The 16294-nt window shown below is 69.7% G+C and carries 16 protein-coding genes; 13 read left to right on the forward strand and 3 right to left on the reverse strand.

The window, feature by feature from the left end; translation table 11 throughout:
- The first annotated feature begins 1 nt into the window (after window position 1).
- The 5 genes from ACWGE0_RS02915 to ACWGE0_RS02935 all read left to right on the forward strand — a co-directional run bounded on the left by ACWGE0_RS02915 (window position 2) and on the right by ACWGE0_RS02935 (window position 5077).
- Window positions 2–1078, forward strand: a complete 1077-nt coding sequence (locus ACWGE0_RS02915) for a M20 family metallopeptidase (protein WP_452259181.1) — start codon at window positions 2–4, stop codon at window positions 1076–1078.
- On the forward strand, window positions 1075–1872 hold the full coding sequence (locus tag ACWGE0_RS02920) for a GNAT family N-acetyltransferase (RefSeq protein ID WP_452259182.1): 798 nt from the start codon (window positions 1075–1077) through the stop codon (window positions 1870–1872). The genes ACWGE0_RS02915 and ACWGE0_RS02920 overlap by 4 nt, the downstream gene beginning before the upstream one ends.
- The gene (gene menC / locus ACWGE0_RS02925; protein ID WP_452259183.1) at window positions 1869–2966 is read left to right on the forward strand and encodes an o-succinylbenzoate synthase; all 1098 of its coding nucleotides are present in this window, start codon (window positions 1869–1871) and stop codon (window positions 2964–2966) included. The genes ACWGE0_RS02920 and menC overlap by 4 nt, the downstream gene beginning before the upstream one ends.
- Before the next feature lie 52 nt (window positions 2967–3018).
- Window positions 3019–4614: a PucR family transcriptional regulator gene (locus ACWGE0_RS02930; RefSeq protein WP_452259184.1), complete on the forward strand. Its 1596-nt coding sequence runs from the start codon at window positions 3019–3021 to the stop codon at window positions 4612–4614.
- 271 nt (window positions 4615–4885) lie between these two features.
- A complete protein-coding gene (locus ACWGE0_RS02935; protein ID WP_452259185.1) occupies window positions 4886–5077 on the forward strand; it encodes a hypothetical protein in 192 nt (63 codons plus the stop codon).
- 44 nt (window positions 5078–5121) lie between these two features.
- Here ACWGE0_RS02935 and ACWGE0_RS02940 read toward each other — a convergent pair whose 3' ends face one another.
- On the reverse strand, window positions 5122–5973 hold the full coding sequence (locus ACWGE0_RS02940; protein ID WP_452259186.1) for a LysR family transcriptional regulator: 852 nt from the start codon (window positions 5971–5973) through the stop codon (window positions 5122–5124).
- 69 nt (window positions 5974–6042) lie between these two features.
- Here ACWGE0_RS02940 and ACWGE0_RS02945 point away from each other — a divergent pair, with 69 nt between their 5' ends.
- A complete protein-coding gene (locus ACWGE0_RS02945; RefSeq protein WP_452259187.1) occupies window positions 6043–6633 on the forward strand; it encodes a short chain dehydrogenase in 591 nt (196 codons plus the stop codon).
- A gap of 4 nt (window positions 6634–6637) precedes the next feature.
- Here the strand turns inward: ACWGE0_RS02945 and ACWGE0_RS02950 are convergent, their stop codons facing one another.
- Window positions 6638–7138, reverse strand: coding sequence for a TetR/AcrR family transcriptional regulator (locus ACWGE0_RS02950; protein WP_452259188.1), 501 nt, complete (start codon window positions 7136–7138; stop codon window positions 6638–6640).
- A 97-nt stretch (window positions 7139–7235) separates the two neighbouring features.
- On the opposite strand from ACWGE0_RS02950, the gene ACWGE0_RS02955 reads away from it, so the two are divergent.
- From ACWGE0_RS02955 to ACWGE0_RS02985, 7 genes are all read left to right on the forward strand, one after another.
- Window positions 7236–8759, forward strand: coding sequence for an MDR family MFS transporter (locus ACWGE0_RS02955; protein WP_452259330.1), 1524 nt, complete (start codon window positions 7236–7238; stop codon window positions 8757–8759).
- 16 nt (window positions 8760–8775) lie between these two features.
- On the forward strand, window positions 8776–9261 hold the full coding sequence (locus ACWGE0_RS02960) for a universal stress protein (RefSeq protein ID WP_452259189.1): 486 nt from the start codon (window positions 8776–8778) through the stop codon (window positions 9259–9261).
- Between the two features lie 60 nt (window positions 9262–9321).
- Window positions 9322–9732, forward strand: coding sequence for a hypothetical protein (locus ACWGE0_RS02965; RefSeq protein ID WP_452259190.1), 411 nt, complete (start codon window positions 9322–9324; stop codon window positions 9730–9732).
- Window positions 9729–10103 carry a hypothetical protein gene (locus tag ACWGE0_RS02970; protein ID WP_452259191.1) on the forward strand — a complete coding sequence of 125 codons (375 nt, stop codon included), beginning with the start codon at window positions 9729–9731 and terminating at the stop codon, window positions 10101–10103. The genes ACWGE0_RS02965 and ACWGE0_RS02970 overlap by 4 nt, the downstream gene beginning before the upstream one ends.
- A gap of 193 nt (window positions 10104–10296) precedes the next feature.
- The gene (locus ACWGE0_RS02975) at window positions 10297–12420 is read left to right on the forward strand and encodes a hypothetical protein (protein WP_452259192.1); all 2124 of its coding nucleotides are present in this window, start codon (window positions 10297–10299) and stop codon (window positions 12418–12420) included.
- A gap of 26 nt (window positions 12421–12446) precedes the next feature.
- Window positions 12447–14750, forward strand: coding sequence for a glycosyl hydrolase family 95 catalytic domain-containing protein (locus ACWGE0_RS02980; protein ID WP_452259193.1), 2304 nt, complete (start codon window positions 12447–12449; stop codon window positions 14748–14750).
- 40 nt (window positions 14751–14790) lie between these two features.
- Entirely contained in the window at window positions 14791–15246 is a 456-nt protein-coding gene (locus ACWGE0_RS02985; protein ID WP_452259194.1) for a hypothetical protein, read from the forward strand.
- On the opposite strand, the gene ACWGE0_RS02990 is transcribed toward ACWGE0_RS02985, so the two are convergent.
- Window positions 15243–16247 (reverse strand): LacI family DNA-binding transcriptional regulator, encoded by a 1005-nt coding sequence (locus tag ACWGE0_RS02990; RefSeq protein WP_452259195.1) that lies wholly within the window; start codon window positions 16245–16247, stop codon window positions 15243–15245. The two genes, ACWGE0_RS02985 and ACWGE0_RS02990, sit on opposite strands and share 4 nt — an antisense overlap.
- Window positions 16248–16294 lie beyond the last annotated feature (47 nt).

Genomic DNA, 16294 nt, shown 5'->3' on the forward strand with positions numbered 1-16294 from the left:
AATGACCCTGCTCCACGACATCGAGCGGCTCGTGACCTGCGAGTCGCCGTCCACCGACCTGGCGGCGGTCGCCCGCAGCGCGGACGTCACCGCCGAGGTGGGCACGGCGCTGCTCGGCGCACCGCCGGAACGGATCGTGCTCGACGGCCGCACGCACCTGCGGTGGCGGCTGGGTTCGGGGCCGCGCAAGGTGTTGCTGCTCGGACACCACGACACGGTGTGGCCGATCGGGTCGCTCGCGCGGATTCCGTTCGAGGTGCGGGACGGCGTGCTGCGCGGGCCGGGCTGCTTCGACATGAAGACCGGGCTGGCGATGATCTTCCACGCCGTGGCGTCGCTGGATTCTCCGGACGGCGTCACGGTTCTGGTCACCGGCGACGAGGAGATCGGGTCGCCGTCGTCGCGGGGTTTGATCGCGACGGAGGCGCGCGAGCACGAGGCCGTGCTGGTCACCGAGGGTTCGGCGGACGGTGGCGCGTTGAAGACCGAGCGCAAGGGCACGTCGATGTACGAGGTGACGTTGCACGGACGTGCAGCCCATGCCGGTCTTGAGCCCGAACGCGGTGTCAGCGCGACGATCGAGGCAGCGCACCAGGTTCTGGCCGTGGCGCAGCTCGGTGATGTCGCCGCCGGCACGACCGTCACGCCGACCGTGCTGTCCGCCGGCACGACGACGAACACCGTTGCCGCGCAAGGGAAGTTCATGGTGGACGTGCGCGTGCGGAACCTCGCCGAGCAACTGCGGGTCGACGAGGCGATGCGTGCGCTCCAGCCGGTGCTCGACGGGGCGAAGATCGAGATCGTCGGCGGCCCGAACCGTGCACCGCTGGAGCTCGAGATGTCCGCCGCGCTGTTCGACCTGGCGTCGGGCATCGCCGCGGACATGGGCCTCGGACTGTCCTCGGCCGCGGTCGGCGGGGCGTCCGACGGCAACTTCACCGCGGGCGTGGGGGTGCCGACGCTCGACGGGCTCGGTGCCGTCGGCGGTGGAGCGCACGCGGAGAGTGAGCACGTGCTGGTGGCGGAACTCGTGCCGCGCACCACGCTGCTCGCCGCTTTGGTGAGGGAGCTGACATGACCGTCGTGACACAGGTCGTCGTCCGTCAGCTCGTCGCCATTGATGAACTCGTTGCCACACAACAGTTGTACGAGTCGATCTGGCGGCCGAACGGCAACACTCCGCCGGTCACCGCCGAGCTGTTGCGGGCGATGACCAAGGCGGGCAGCTACGTCGCGGGAGCGTTCGACGGTTCCGACCTGATCGGTGCGTGCATCGGCTTCTGCTCGCCGCCCGCGCTCGGCACGCTGCACAGCCACATCGCCGGGGTCGCGGCGGGAGCGCGGGGACGCAACGTGGGCTACGCGTTGAAGCTCGACCAACGGGCGTGGGCGCTCGAACGCGGACTCAACGAGGTCACCTGGACGTTCGACCCGCTGGTGCGCCGCAACGCCTACTTCAACCTGGGCAAGCTCGGCGCCGACGCGACCGAGTACCTGCCCGACTTCTACGGCCACATGCACGACGACATCAACGGCGGCGGCGAGAGCGACCGGCTGTTGATCAGCTGGCGCGTCTCGGCTCCCGACGTGGTCGCGGCGTGCTCGGGGCGGCCGAGGGTGGTCGCCGCGAGGGGTGCCGTCGCGTTGGGGATCTCCGACGACGGGATGCCGCTGCGGGGCGTCGCCACCGGTCAGACCGTGCTGGTCGCGGTACCGCCGGACATCGAGACGCTGCGGGCCACGAACCCGGCCGCGGCGAGCGAGTGGCGGTACGCGGTGCGGGACGTGCTGGGCGGGCTGCTCGCCGCGGGCGCCCGCGTCACCGGGTTCGACAGGTCCGGGTGGTACGTCGTGGAGAGGAACGAGTCGTGAAGCTGACCGGGGTCGAGCTCCGCTGGGTCGAGATGCCGTTGAAGTCGCCGTTCCGGACTTCGTTCGGCACCCAGACCGTGCGCACGCTGATGCTGCTGCGTGCCGTCACGGACGAGAGCGAGGGCTGGGGCGAGTGCGTCGCGATGGCCGACCCGGTGTACTCGTCCGAGTACCTGGAGGGCTGCGCGGACGTGCTGCGGCGGTTCCTGATCCCGGCCCTGACCGGGCCTGTCGACGGGGTCTCGGTGGCGCCTCGGCTGGCGCGGTTCCGCGGGCACCGGATGGCCAAGGGCGCACTGGAGATGGCCGTGCTCGACGCCGAACTGCGCGCTCGTGGCGTGTCGTTCGGCCGTGAGCTGGGTGCTACCCGTGACCGCGTGCCGTGCGGGGTGTCGGTCGGGATCATGAACTCGATCCCGGAACTGCTGGACGCGGTCGGCGGCTACGTCGACGAGGGGTACGTCCGGATCAAGCTGAAGATCGAGCCCGGCTGGGACGTCGAAGCGGTGCGCGCGGTCCGCGAACGGTTCGCCGACGTCCTGCTGCAGGTCGACGCCAACACGGCCTACACCCTCGCCGACGCCCGGCACCTGGCCCGGCTCGACCCGTTCGACCTGTTGCTGATCGAACAGCCGCTGGACGAGGAGGACATTCTCGCGCACGCCGAACTGGCGAAGGTGGTGAAGACGCCGATCTGTCTGGACGAGTCGATCACCTCGGCCCGTTCGGCGGCCGACGCGATCAAGCTCGGCGCCTGCCAGATCGTCAACATCAAGCCCGGACGCGTCGGCGGCTACCTGGAGGCACGGCGCATCCACGACGTGTGCGCGGCGCACGGGATCGCGGTGTGGTGCGGCGGGATGCTCGAAACGGGCATCGGCCGGGCGGCGAACGTGGCGCTGGCGGCGTTGCCGGGATGCACGTTGCCCGGCGACACTTCGGCTTCGGACCGGTACTACGCGATGGACGTCACCGAGCCGTTCGTGCTGGACGACGGGCATCTCGCGGTGCCGACCGGGCCGGGGCTGGGCGTAACGCCGCTGCCAGACGCGCTGGACGCCGTTACCGTGAAGACGGAGTGGATTCCGGTGTGACCGTGCCGCGTCCTCGCTGGATTCCTCTGTAGACGGTGGGCAGGGTGGTGGTATGAGTCCGCGAACAGGTCTCGCCCGCGTCCTGGACGACCTCGGCACCACGCTGATCGACCTGGTCCGCGGCGATCCGGCCACGGCCGTCGACATCGGTGGCGTGGTGATCCACGACCCGGACGACGACCAGGTGCTGCCGCCGTCCGCGCTGGTGCTGGGCGTCGGCGTGCGGAAACCGGTGGAGATCCTCGACGAACTGGGCAAGCACGGCGCCGCGGGCCTGGTCGTCCGCGGCCCGGTCGAGGTCACCGACGACATCGCGGAAGCCGTCGACCGCTCCGGCGTGGCGCTGCTCGGGCTGGCACCGGGCGCGTCGTGGACCCAGCTGGCCGCGATGCTCCGGTCGTTGCTGGCCGAGGGCGAGGTCGACCCGTCCGAGACGCTGGGCGGCGTGCCGGCCGGGGACCTGTTCGCGCTGGCCAACGCCGTGGCGTCGTTGATCTCCGCGCCGGTGACGATCGAGGACCGCAGCTCGCGCGTCCTCGCGTTCTCCGGCCGCCAGCACGAGGCCGACTCGTCCCGCGTCGAGACGATCCTCGGCAGGCAGGTGCCCGCGCGCTACTCGCAGATGCTGGAGGCGCGCGGCGTCTTCCAGCAGCTCTACCGCAGCGACCAGCCCGTCTACATCGAGGGCCTGCCCGCCGACGACGGCACCCTGTGCCTGCCCAGGGTCGCGGTGGCGGTGCGCGCGGGCGACGAGTTCCTCGGCTCGATCTGGGCCGCGGTCCGCAAACCGCTGGCCGCCGACCGGTCGCAGGCGTTCTGCGACGCGGCCAAGCTCGTGGCGTTGCACATGATGCGCCAACGAGCAGGCGCCGACGTCGAACGCCGACTGCGCGCAGACCTCGTCTCCACCGCCGTGGAAGGCGGGCCGGGCGCGGCGGAGGCGGTGCGGCGGCTCGGCCTCGCGGACCAGTCCTGCGTGGTCCTCGCGCTGGCACTGGCCCACTCACATGGCGACGATCCCGCCGGCCACGCCCGCCTGCTCGCCGAACGGCAACAGATCGCGGACGCGTTCGCCATGCACCTGACCGCTGTCCACCCGCGCGCCGCCGCCGCGCTGATCGGTGACGTCGCCTACGCGATCCTGCCCGCGGAGTCGGAGGACCGGGCGTTGCGCATCGCCACGGACTTCCGCAGCCGCATCGGGAACCACGTGCTCGTGGGCGTCGGTCAGGTGGCGGATGGGCTGACGCTCTCGCGGTCCCGCACGGGCGCCGACCTCGTCCTGCGCGTGTTGCGTGCCGGTCGCGCGCGGCACTCGGTGGCGCGAGTGTCCGATGTGCACAGTGAGGGGTTGTTGCTGGAGCTGTCGGATCTGATCGCCGAGCGCGGTGACACGTTGTCCGGGCCGGTCGCGCGGTTGATCGCGTACGACCGCAAGCACAGCAGCTGTCTGGTGGAGACGCTCAACGCGTGGCTGGACGCGTTCGGGGACGTCGCTGCTGCTTCGGCCGCCGTTTTCGTGCACCCCAACACGTTCCGCTATCGGCTGCGGAGGTTGTCCGAGGTCGGGGAGATCGATCTCGGCGACCCGGACGCGCGGTTCGCGGCGATGCTGCAGTTGCGGTTGTGGCGGCCGGACGACCGTTAGGCGTGATGTTGTCCGCCGGAGACGTTGTCCCCGTTAGGTGCGTGGCGGCTCGCGAGTCGCTGAACAGGTCCCGCACGGAGCGTCATCGAAAGTCGTTCGTCAGGCGATTCGCGCGAACCACAATCCGCTCGTCGAACGTTGCCGTTGACGGACAACACCCATCCGATGTGAGAGCCGCCCACGCCGAACAGATCACCTTGGCGCGGCCGGTTGACCAGCTTGTCGTGCGCCGACGCCCACCCGTGCACCGGCGCCGCAACGCCGCGCCCGCATGGCGAAGGGCTTCCGCGACGCGCGGATCAACGGCCGCGGCGACGGCGGGCCAGTGGAGTTCCGCGGCGACATCAGGCACCTCGGCCTCGGCGACGCCGGCGAACAGGTCGGCCGGCGGGCGCTCCTGGGTGGCCTCGAACTGCGGCTCTACATCGGCAAAGGAGTGGTCCGGCATGGTGTTCCCCTTTGAACGGCCGACCGTGTGGCGGCATGCCGGCCGTCTGGAGCATCGCGTTACGCGCGCTGGAGGTGTTGCTGGGCCAACGCGACGAACGCCGCCGTCGACGGGTGCGCCGCGGGTGCCGGCCACGCCAGGTGCACGGTGATCGGCTCGGCGTCGGTCAGCGGCAGGTAGGTGACGCCGGGGTGCGGGTGGTGATGGACCGTGCCGGCCGCCGTCACGCCGACCGTGGTGCCCGTCGCGATCGACGTCAGCCACTCGACCACGCCGGGCACGTCCACGGTGCGCGGGCGCGCGCCGGACGGCCACAGGTCGGCAGTGGTCGTGGCGGCCGTTTCGCACACGGCGACGCATTCGCTCACCAGGTCGTCGAGCGCGAGAGCGGTGCGGCTCGCCAGCGGATGGTCGTCCGCGATGGCGGCAACACGAGGTTCTTCGATCAACGCCACGTGGTCGATACCGGCCTCGGCGGGTTCGGTGCGCAGGACCGCGATGTCCGCCTCGCCGCGCCGCAGTGCCGCTTCCGGGTCGTCGGCCTGCCGGATGCGCACGAGAACATCGGGGTGTTCGGCCCGCCACGAGCGCAGGAACGGGATGGTGAACCGGCCGAGCGCGGCCCAGGCGAAGGTCAGGCGCAGGGGTTGCGGCTGAACGGCTTCGGCCAGGGCGGTGTCGAGCGAGGTGAGGATGCGGTGGCTGTGCTCCCACAGCCGGTGCCCGGCGTCGGTCAGGGCGACGTGGCGCGTGGTTCGTTCGACCAGGAGCACGCCCAGACGGCGTTCGAGTTGCTCGAGCGTGCGTGAGAGAGCGGGCTGCGTGACGTGCAACGCCTGTGCGGCCGCGGTGATCGACCGGTGGTCTCCGATCGCGGCGAGGGCTCGCAGGTGCCGCAGCTCGACATTCATGACTGCTGATTATAAGTGCTGCACGAACGGCATTTCACAGCGACGAACCGCAGGCCTAGCGTCAACGGCATGAGGATTCTGCTCGTAGGAGCCACCGGCACGCTCGGCACCGCCGTGCACCAGGAACTCGTCGCACGCAAGCACGACGTCGTGACCGTCGCCCGAAGCGGAGGCGACCTGCAGTACGACGTGACCGACCCGGCCCAGGTGGCCGACCTGTTCCAGACCGTCGGCCAGGTCGACGCCGTCGCGAGCGCCGCCGGCAGCGTTCCGTGGCGGCCGATCGAAGAGCTCACGATTCAGGACTACCAGGACGCGGTGACCGGCAAGGTCCTGTCGCAGGTCGCGCTCGTCAAGGAAGGTCTCACGCACGTCACCGGGTCGTTCACGCTGATCACCGGCGTGCTCACGCGCGAACCGGTCGTCACCGGCGCCGCGGCTTCCCTCGCGAACGGCGCGGTGGAGGCGTTCGTGCGCGCCGCCGCCATCGAGATCGCACCGCTGCGCATCAACGCGGTCAGCCCGACGGTCTTCACCGAGTCGCTCGACGTCTACGGCGACTTCTTCCCCGGCATGAAGCCGGTGCCGCTGGCCGACGTGGCGCAGGCCTACGTCCGGTCGATCGAGGGACGGCAGACCGGGCAGATCTACATCCCCTGAACCTCTACGAACCCTGCACTTGCACGCGGCTGAGCAGACGGTCGACCAGGTCAGGCAGCTGCTGCTCCCCCGCGCCCTCCAGCCACAGCACGAGGCCGGTGCGCACGGTGGCCAGGAACGTCGCCGCCATCAACCGGGCGATCTCGGCGTCCGGTTCGCGCAGGACCAGCACGGCGGTCAGGTCGCGTTCGAGCGCGACCTGGTCGCCTGCCTGTCGTGCGAGCAGTGACGGATGCCGGCGCAGCAGCCGCAACTGGGCCATCCACTCGACGTCCGGGACGGGCCAGGTGCGGTACAGCTCCGCCGTCGCCGCGCGCAGGGCCGGCCACGGCTGTTCCCCCGCGGGACGGGCTTCGACCAGGGACACCAGCGCGCTGGTCCGCTCGCGGTCGGCGTCCAGAACGGCGTCTTCCTTGCTGGCGAAGTAGCTGGAGAACGTGCGGCGCGACACCCCCGCCACGTCCGCGATGTCCTCGACCGTCACCCCGTCCACGCCGTGCTCCATCGCCAGCCGCGGAGTAAGTTGCTCATTGCGCAAATTTGCACAACGCGCAAGAATTAGGGTGACGAAGGGGCGGGATGTGAAGATCGAGACTCAGGCGATGGGGCACCGGCAGGTGCTCGAGTCGCTGTCCGGGCTGCTGCTCGCGCTGTTCGTGGCCATGGTCAGCTCCACGGTGGTGTCCACCGCGCTGCCGCGGATCATCGGCTCGCTGAACGGCACGCAGACCCAGTACACGTGGGTGATCACCGCCACCCTGCTCACGGCGACGGCCACGACCCCGATCTGGGGCAGGCTCGCCGACCTGTTCAACAAGAAGACGCTGGTCCAGGCCGCGATCGTGATCTTCGTGATCGGCTCGCTGCTCAGCGGGTTCGCCCAGGACACCGGCCAGCTCATCGCCGCCCGCGCGTTCCAGGGGCTCGGCGTCGGCGGTCTCCAGGCGCTCGTGCAGGTCGTCATCGCCGCGATCATCCCGCCGCGCGAACGCGGCCGCTACAACGGTTACCTCGGCGCGGTCATGGCCGTCGCCACGGTCGGCGGCCCACTGCTCGGCGGCCTCATCGTCGACGTCTCGTGGCTGGGCTGGCGCTGGTGCTTCTGGGTCGCCGTGCCGATCGCCGCGATCGCGTTCGTGGTGCTGCAGGCGACGCTGAAGCTCGAGACCGTCCGCAGGGAGAACGTCAAGATCGACTACCTCGGCGCCGCCCTCATCGCCGCGGGCGTGAGCGTGCTGCTGATCTGGGTCTCGTTCGCCGGCAACTCGTTCGACTGGCTGTCGTGGCAGACCGGGGCCATGGTCGCCGCCGGTGTCGTGCTGCTCGGCGCCGCCGTCGCGGTGGAGCTGAAGGTCGACGAACCCGTTGTGCCGCTGCACATCGTCGTCCAGCGCACGCCCGCGCTCGCCATCATCGCGAGCCTCGCGGTCGGCATGGCGATGTTCGGCGGCGCGGTGTTCCTCGGCCAGTACTTCCAGATCGGCCGCGGCTACTCGCCGACCGAAGCCGGTCTGCTGACCATCCCGCTGATGGCGGGCGTGCTGGTGTCGTCCACCATCTCCGGCCGCATGATCAGCCGCTCGGGGAAGATCAAGCCGTACATCGTCTCCGGCGGGATCATCCTGGTGCTCGGCTTTCTCGGACTGGGGTTCGTCGACCACGCGACCGCGCTGTGGATCGTCGGCATCGCGATGGCCGTGGTGGGCGTCGGCGTCGGCATGACCATGCAGAACCTCGTGCTGGCCGTGCAGAACAGCGTTCCCCTCAGCGAACTCGGCGCCGCCAGCGCCACGGTGACGTTCTTCCGGTCGCTGGGCGGCACGATCGGCGTCTCCGTGCTCGGCGCGGTGCTCGCCAACCGCGTCACCGCCGACCTGTCCGCCGCGCTGCACGTGCCCGCCGGCCAGTCGACCGGCAGCACCAGCGCGTTGAACCTGCAGGCCCTGCCGCCGCAGGTGCAGACCATCGTGCACACCGTCTACGGCGACGCGACGGCGCACATCTTCCTGATCTCCGCGGCGGTCGGCGTCGTCGGCGTGATCGCTGCACTGCTCCTCAAGCCGATCACCCTGCGCACCACGATCGACTTGGAGAAGAAGGAAAAGGACTCAGCGGTCGTGCGTTAGTCGAGGGGGTCTCATCATGAGCGGCACGGACGTCAACGTCTTCGAATCCACAGTGGACTCCTACGGCCCCCGTCCGGAACCGTCCGCGCGCACCGTCCTGGTGGGCGTGGACGGCTCGGACACCGCGATGCGGGCGGCGGCCTACGCGTTCGGCATGGCCCGCCGCCAGCAGGCGCGGCTGGTCGTCACCTTCGTGGCGTGCCACTCGTCGCTGGCCGCGCTGAGCCCGGCGGTGGCGTCGGTGTTCGAGCACGAGGCGACCGTGCGGCTGCACGCCGAGCTGCGCGACCAGATCCGGTCGGCGGCGGAGGAACTGGACGTGCCGGTGACGTTCGTGAAGACGTTCGGCGATCCGTACACGACCCTGCGGGACTCGGCCGACCAGTGCCAGGCCGACATGGTGGTGGTCGGGGCGTCGCAGCAGGCGGGGCACCGGTTCGCGGGGTCCGTCGCGACCCGGCTGATCAGGTCGGGGCACTGGCCGGTGCTCGTGGTGCCCTGACCTGCCCGTTGCAGGATTCCAGCAAGGAACCGGCAAGGCCGCACGGCGATGCTTCGGCCCATGCTCAAGACGAGAACCACACTCACCGCGATCCTCATGGCGACCGCAGCCGTGGTGGCCATGGCCCCCTCGGCGTCCGCCGCCGTCACCAGGACGATCGAGGCGGACGACATCAAGTACGGCGCGAGCTACATGACCGGCACCGTCACCTTCTACAACCGGTCGGTGAACGTCAGCGGCCCCGCGCACTTCGTCGGCTGCCGCACGATCTACGCCATCGCCTACGACATCCAGGAGGGCGGCGGCCTCAAGCGGATCGACATCGGCAGCAGCAGCCCGCAGTGCGACAAGGACCACCTGATCAACATCCCCCTGAGCGCGGACACCGGCGGTGGCGCGGACATGGTGATGCTGGAAATGCGCGACGGGAACGGCAAGGCGCTCGGGCCGTTCGAGGAGTACCACCGATGAGCCGGCTCGTGGCCGCGACGCTTGTCGCGCTCGCCGGTCTGGGCGCGACGCCGGCGGCCCAGGCGGCGCCCACCACTCCGTTCGACCTCGTGGTCGGTGACTCGTACTTCCGCGGCAACGTCACGTGGTACCCCGCGAGCTACATCGTCACCGGCAAGCTGCACACCGAGGGATGCCTGTCGGTGCGCACCACCGGCTACGCCCTGCGCGACGGAGTGCCGCACCAGCTGAACGACGGCAGCACCGGCCCCCGGTGCGACGTGGACACGCAGGTGAAGGCCACCTACTCGTGGGGTGCCGACTTCGTGAGGCTGGCGCTGAACAAAGGCTCCACCGGGGCGAAGCAGCGGGTTGATCGGCCCGCCAGCTGACCCCACACCTCGGATGACCTCCCGGTGCACTCGGCGCCCGGGAGGTCATCGAGGCGTCCCACGAGGACATAGGTCGGAGCACTGCTACCGTATGCCCGGGCGCAGGGATTACTAAACTTAATTTAGTATTTATTCTTGACGCGCTCGAGTGACCCACGCATGCTGTGGCCACTCGACGACGAGAGGTACGGGTATGCCGAGAACCCTGCTGACCGTGGCCACCATCGCTTTGACGCTGCTGGCGCCCACTGCTGCCGCTGCGCCCACCACCCCGACAGAACACGCGGGTATCGACCAGGGCGCGCCCACCTACTACGACTCCGGCATCGCACGCACCCCGTACATGGGGTGGAACTCCTACTTCGCCGTTGGTGCGGCGTCGGAGGAGAAGGTGCTCGGGGTCGCCGACTTCCTCGTCAGCAGCGGGCTGGCGAAAGCCGGCTACAACATCGTGTGGATCGACGGCGGGTGGAACGCCAGCCCGCCGCGGGACGGCAAGGGTTCGCTGCTGCCCGACCCCGCGCGATTCCCGTCCGGGTTCACGAAGCTCGTGGACACGTTGCACGGCAAGGGACTCAAGGCGGGCATCTACACCGACGCCGGTGCGTCGGACGGCAAGAACTGCGCGGCCGGCAGCGGCGGCGGCTACTACGAGGCGGACGCGAAGCAGTTCGCCGGGTGGAAGTTCGACGCCATCAAGATCGATTTCCTGTGCGGGATCGCGCAGAACATGGACCCGGCGGTCGCCTTCACGCAGTTCTCGGCGGCGGTGCAGAAGGCCGGGCGCAAGATGATCCTCAACCTCTGCAACCCGGTCACCGACGAGTGGGGCGTGCCGCACCGGTGGGACCAGACCGCCTACGTGGCCTACACCTACGGGCCGCGTGTGGGTGACTCATGGCGCACCAGCACGGACGTCGCGTTCGGCACGCCGTACGAGGGCATCTGGCGTGACGTGCTGCGGAACATGGACCGGAACCTGTACCGGCCCGGCGCGCAGGGTCCCGGTCACTACAACGACCCGGACTACCTGATCCCGATGCGCAAGACCGAACAGGGCACGTACGAACTGAACGAGGAGGAGTCGACCTCCCAGCTCGTCATGTGGTCGGTGATGGCCTCGCCGCTGATCATCGGTTCGGACCCGCGCACGCTGCCGCCGTCGATGATCGACACGCTGAAGAACCCGGAGATCCTCGCGGTCGACCAGGACCCGCTGGCCATCCAGGGCGTCCGGGTCGCGGGCTCGAACAACGTCGACGTGTACAGCAAGGTGTTGTCCGGCAAGGGCGAACGCGCTGTCGCGGTGCTCAACCGCAACGACCAGCCCGCCGAGTTCACCGTGAACCTCGCGGACGCCGGTCTCAAGGGCACGGTCTCCATCCGCGACCTGCGGGCGCGCGCCGACCGCGGTACCGCCACCGGTTCGCACACCGTCACGGTTCCCGCGCACGGCACCGCGTTCCTGAAGCTGCGCGGCGAAACCGCTGTTCCCGGCACCGACGTCGGTGGCGAGACCTCGGCGAGCCCGGCGCTCGTGCGGTGGGACGACCAGAACATGGCGACGTTCGCCCGCGACAACGCGGGACGGCTCCAGCAGCGGTCCATGGTCAACGGCGAGTGGCGCACGTGGGTCACGCTCGGCGGCCCGAAGAACGGCCAGATCCTCGGGCAGCCGTCGGCGTTCGCGAGCCAGAACGGCCGGATCGACCTGTTCGTCCGCGGCACCGACAACGTGGCCTACCAACGGACTTACGCGAACAACAAGTGGGGCGGCTGGACGTCACTCGGCGGCACCCTGACCGACTCGGTCTCGGTGGCGTTCACCGGACCGGACAGCTGGAGCCTGTTCGGCCGCGGCGCCGACGGTCGCGTGTGGACGCGCGACAAGAACAGCAGCACCTGGACCTCGGTCGGCTCCCCCGGCAACCAGCAGATCTACGGCAGGCCGTCCGCCGCGACGGTGTCCGCGGGCACGTTCGTCACGGTCCGGCTGCAGGACGACTCCGCCTGGTACCGCAGGCGCACCGCGAACGGCTGGTCCGCGTGGACCTCGCTCGGTGGCGTGATCAGCGGCAGCCCGACGGCGGTGGCCAACGGCGACCGGGTCAACGTCTTCGTCCGCGGCAGCGACTACACGCTGTGGCAGCAGGACCTCGTCGACGGCGCGGGCACCTGGTGGTTCAAGCGCGACCAGTTCGTCAGCAACGCAGTCACCGGCGCGGTGGGTGCGGCCGCGGGCACGAACGGGTCGACCTGGGTCGCCGTGCGCGGTCCGGACAACGCCGTGCACGTGTCCAGCCTGACCGCCCCCTGACCCGCCACCGCAGAGGAACTCAAACGATGACGACACGTCGCGATTTCCTGAAGGCCTCCGGTGCGCTCGGTCTGGGCGCACTGGTCCTTCCCACCTTCACCGCGCACGCCGAACCCCAGCGACCGAGCGGAAATCCCCTGAACAGCACCCCCACCACCCTCTGGTACCCCGCGCCCGCCGACGAGGCGAAGATCATCGAGCAGGGCCTGCCCATCGGCAACGGGCGCCTCGGCGCGCTCGTCGGCGGTGGCGTCGAGAAGGACTTCCTGTACCTGACCGACGTCACGATGTGGACCGGCGAGCTCAACGACGCGCTGGAGGGCGACGGCCAGCTGCCGTACGACCCGACGCACTTCGGCACGTTCTCGTTGCTGGCCAAGCTCTACATCGAGGTGCCGGGCCACGCCGGTGCCACCGGATACCGCCGCGTGCTGGACCTGAGCAACGGCATCGTCACCACGAAGTACACGCACGGCGGCAAGCAGTACCGCCGTGAGATCTACTCGAGCCACCCGGACGACGTGGTGATCGTCCGGCTCGTCGGCCCGAACCAGACCGGCACGATCTCCCTGGCCGGCGCCCACGGCGAACCGTCCGTCGGCGACGCACCGCACACCGCCGCGCTGTTCACCGGCTCGTTCGCGAACCGGTTGGCGTACAGCGGTGTCGTGACCGCGTTCAGTCCTGATGGGACGGTCGAGGTCGACGGCGCGACGCTGTCGTTCACCGGCTGCTCGGACCTGGTGATCGTGTTCTCCGGCGGTACGAACTACGTCCCGGACGCGTCCGCCGGGTTCCTCGACCCGCTGGTCGAACCGGCCAAGATCGCACTGGACAAGGCGACGGTCCGCGCCAGGGGCGACTCCCTGCTGCGCACCCACGTCGCCGACTACCGCCAGAAGTACGACCGGCAGAAGGTCGATCTCGGCAGGTCGACGGACGCCCAGCGCGCGCTGGACACGTGGGCACGGCTGCAGAACCGGGCGTCGAGCGGTCAGCCCGACCCGGAGCTGGAGGCGAGCTACCTCCAGTTCGGGCGGTACCTCACGATCACCGGGTCGCGCGACAACCTGCCGATCAACCTCCAGGGTCTGTGGCTGTCGAACAACAATCCCGACTGGTACAGCGACTACCACACCGACATCAACATCCAGATGAACTACTGGCTCGCCGACCGGGCCGCGCTGCCGGACACCTTCGAGGCGTTCGCGAACTACTGCGTGGCGCAGCTGCCGGCGTGGACGAACACCACGCAGTCGGTGTTCCAGGACTCGCGCAACAGGTTCCGCAACACCAACAACCGCGTTGCCGGGTGGGCGGTCGCCTTCTCCACCAACATCTACGGCGGCAGCGGCTGGTGGTGGCACCCCGCCGGCAACGCGTGGCTGTGCATGTCGCTGTTCGAGCACTACGAGTACACGCTCGACCGCGACTACCTGGCCAAGATCTACCCGTTGCTCAAGGGCGCCTGCGAGTTCTGGGAAGCACGCCTGGTCGAGACCCCGCAGGGCCTGGTCGACGACTACGACTGGTCGCCAGAGCACGGCCCGCAGGACGCACGAGGCATCACGTACGCACAGGAACTGGTGCACAACCTGTTCGGCAAGTACCGGACCGCGACCGACGTGCTGCGGCGGGACCAGGAGTACGGCCGCAAGATGTCGGGCCTGCGCGACAGGCTCTACCTCCCGGTCGTCAGCCCGAAGACCGGCATGCTGCAGGAGTGGATGTCGCCGGACGACCTCGGCGAGACCACCCACCGGCACCTGTCGCCGCTGGTCGGCTTCTTCCCCGGTGACCGCATCAACCGCGACGACTCTCCCGCCGCACTGCTGGACGGGGTGAAACAGCACCTGATCACCCGTGGCATGGAGAGCTTCGGCTGGGGTCTCGCGTGGCGGGCGGCGTGCTGGGCGCGGCTGAAGGACGCCGACAGGGCCTACGAGCTGCTGACCAAGGTGATCCGGCCGTCGATCGACCACGCGAACGGCACGGCGCCGAACTTCTTCGACATGTACAGCTTCGGCGACCGTTCGATCTTCCAGATCGACGCGAACCTGGGCGCTCCGGCCGCGATGCTGGAGATGCTGCTGTACGCGCGGCCCGGCGTGATCGAACTGCTGCCCGCGCTGCCGTCGGCGTGGAAGTCCGGCTCTGTCACCGGAATCGGTGCCCGCGGCGGCTTCTCGGTCGACCTGGCGTGGCGCGACGGCAAGGTCACCAGCGTGACCGTGCGCAGCATCGGTGGCACGGAGACCGAGGTGCGGTTCGGGCGTTGGTCGAAGCGGATCAAGCTGAGGAAGGGGCAGTCGGTCACCCTCCGCCCCTGATTCGCCCGGTTCGTGGTCACCGGCGCTCTAAGATCGGCTGGTGACCACGAGCCCTGCCGAAGTCGTGCTGACGAGCCGGAACTCCGCGAAGGTCCAACGCGCGCTCGCCGGGGTCTCGATCGCCGCGTCGGTGGCGGGCGGGGCCGCGCTGGTCTTCTCCGGTCAACCGTGGTGGGCGATCCTGCTGTGGGAGCTGGGCATCCTGGTGACCGTGCTCTTCCTGCTGGCGATCTGGTCCTCCGCCGCGAGCGACGCGCAGGAGACCGCCGCGTTGATCGCCGCCGGAACCAAGGTGCTCGGTGACGTCATCGACAACACCCGGTACGACGAGACCGACACGGTTTACCACCTGCTCACCGTCTGGATCCCGTTGCCGGACGGTGGTTTCCAGGCACGCCACCGGTGCAGCCAGGCGGAGTGCACCTCACTCGAACCGGGCGGACGGCTCACCGTGCTCGTCGACCCCGCGGTTCACACCTGGGCTGTGCTGCACTAGAGAGCGGCGGTCGAGTCCCGCACGATCAACGTCGTCGCCAGCTCTATGTGCAACGCCTCCGGCTGGTGACCGTCGAGCACGCGCATCAGCTGAGTGACGGCGATCCTTCCCATCTCCTGCAACGGTTGCCGCACGGTCGTCAGCCGCGGCCAGGTCGCCTCGGCCAGGTCGATGTCGTCGAACCCGGCCACCGACAGGTCTTCCGGCACGCGCAGGCCCCGTTCCCTGGCGGCCTGCAACGTGCCCACCGCGACCTTGTCGTTGAAGCAGACGATCGCCGTCGGGCGGGGCGTGAGATCCAGAAGTTCAGCGGCCGCCTGCTTGCCCCGCGCGGTCGTGGGTTCGACGTGCCGCAGGCGATCGGGCGTCAGCAGGACACCGGCCTTGGACAGGGCCGCCCGATGTCCGGCCAGGCGCGCGTCGCCCGCCAGCCACTCCTCCGGTCCGGCGATCACGGCGATGTCGCGGTGGCCGAGGCCGATCAGGTGGTCCGCGACCGCGCGTGCCCCGGACGAGTGCGCGGCCGAGACGGCGGCGATGTCCGGTGGCGGTGGCGTGCGCGGGTCGACCACGACGAACGGGAAGCCCTCGAGGGACAGCGCGACCAGCTCGTCGCCCTCCTCCGGCGGCAGGATGAGGATCGCGGCGTCGACGCCGTCCTGGCTCGGCAACGCCCTGAGCGCGTCGCTGTGCTGGCCCGACTCCCCCGCGTCGAGCAGCAGGCGCAGGCCGTGCAGCTTCAGCGTCTCGGCGATCGAGGAGACGATCAGGCCGAAGTAGTCGGTGAGCACGTACGGGCACCGGACGTAGACGGTCCTGAGCCTCGCGGGCGTCTCCTGCCTGCGCCGTTCGACGGCCTGGAGCACCAGGTCACGGGTTCGCGGCGCCACGTTGACGTGATCGTTCAGCACCCGGGACACGGTCGCGATCGACACGCCCGTCTCCGCCGCGATGTCACGGAGACTCGCGCGCTGTTTCACGTGTTCGACCCGGCGTTCCACCTGGTCAATGTACCGGAACTCATCCAGACCATTGACCCTCGACACGA

The sequence above is a fragment of the Lentzea sp. NPDC054927 genome (assembly GCF_053610285.1).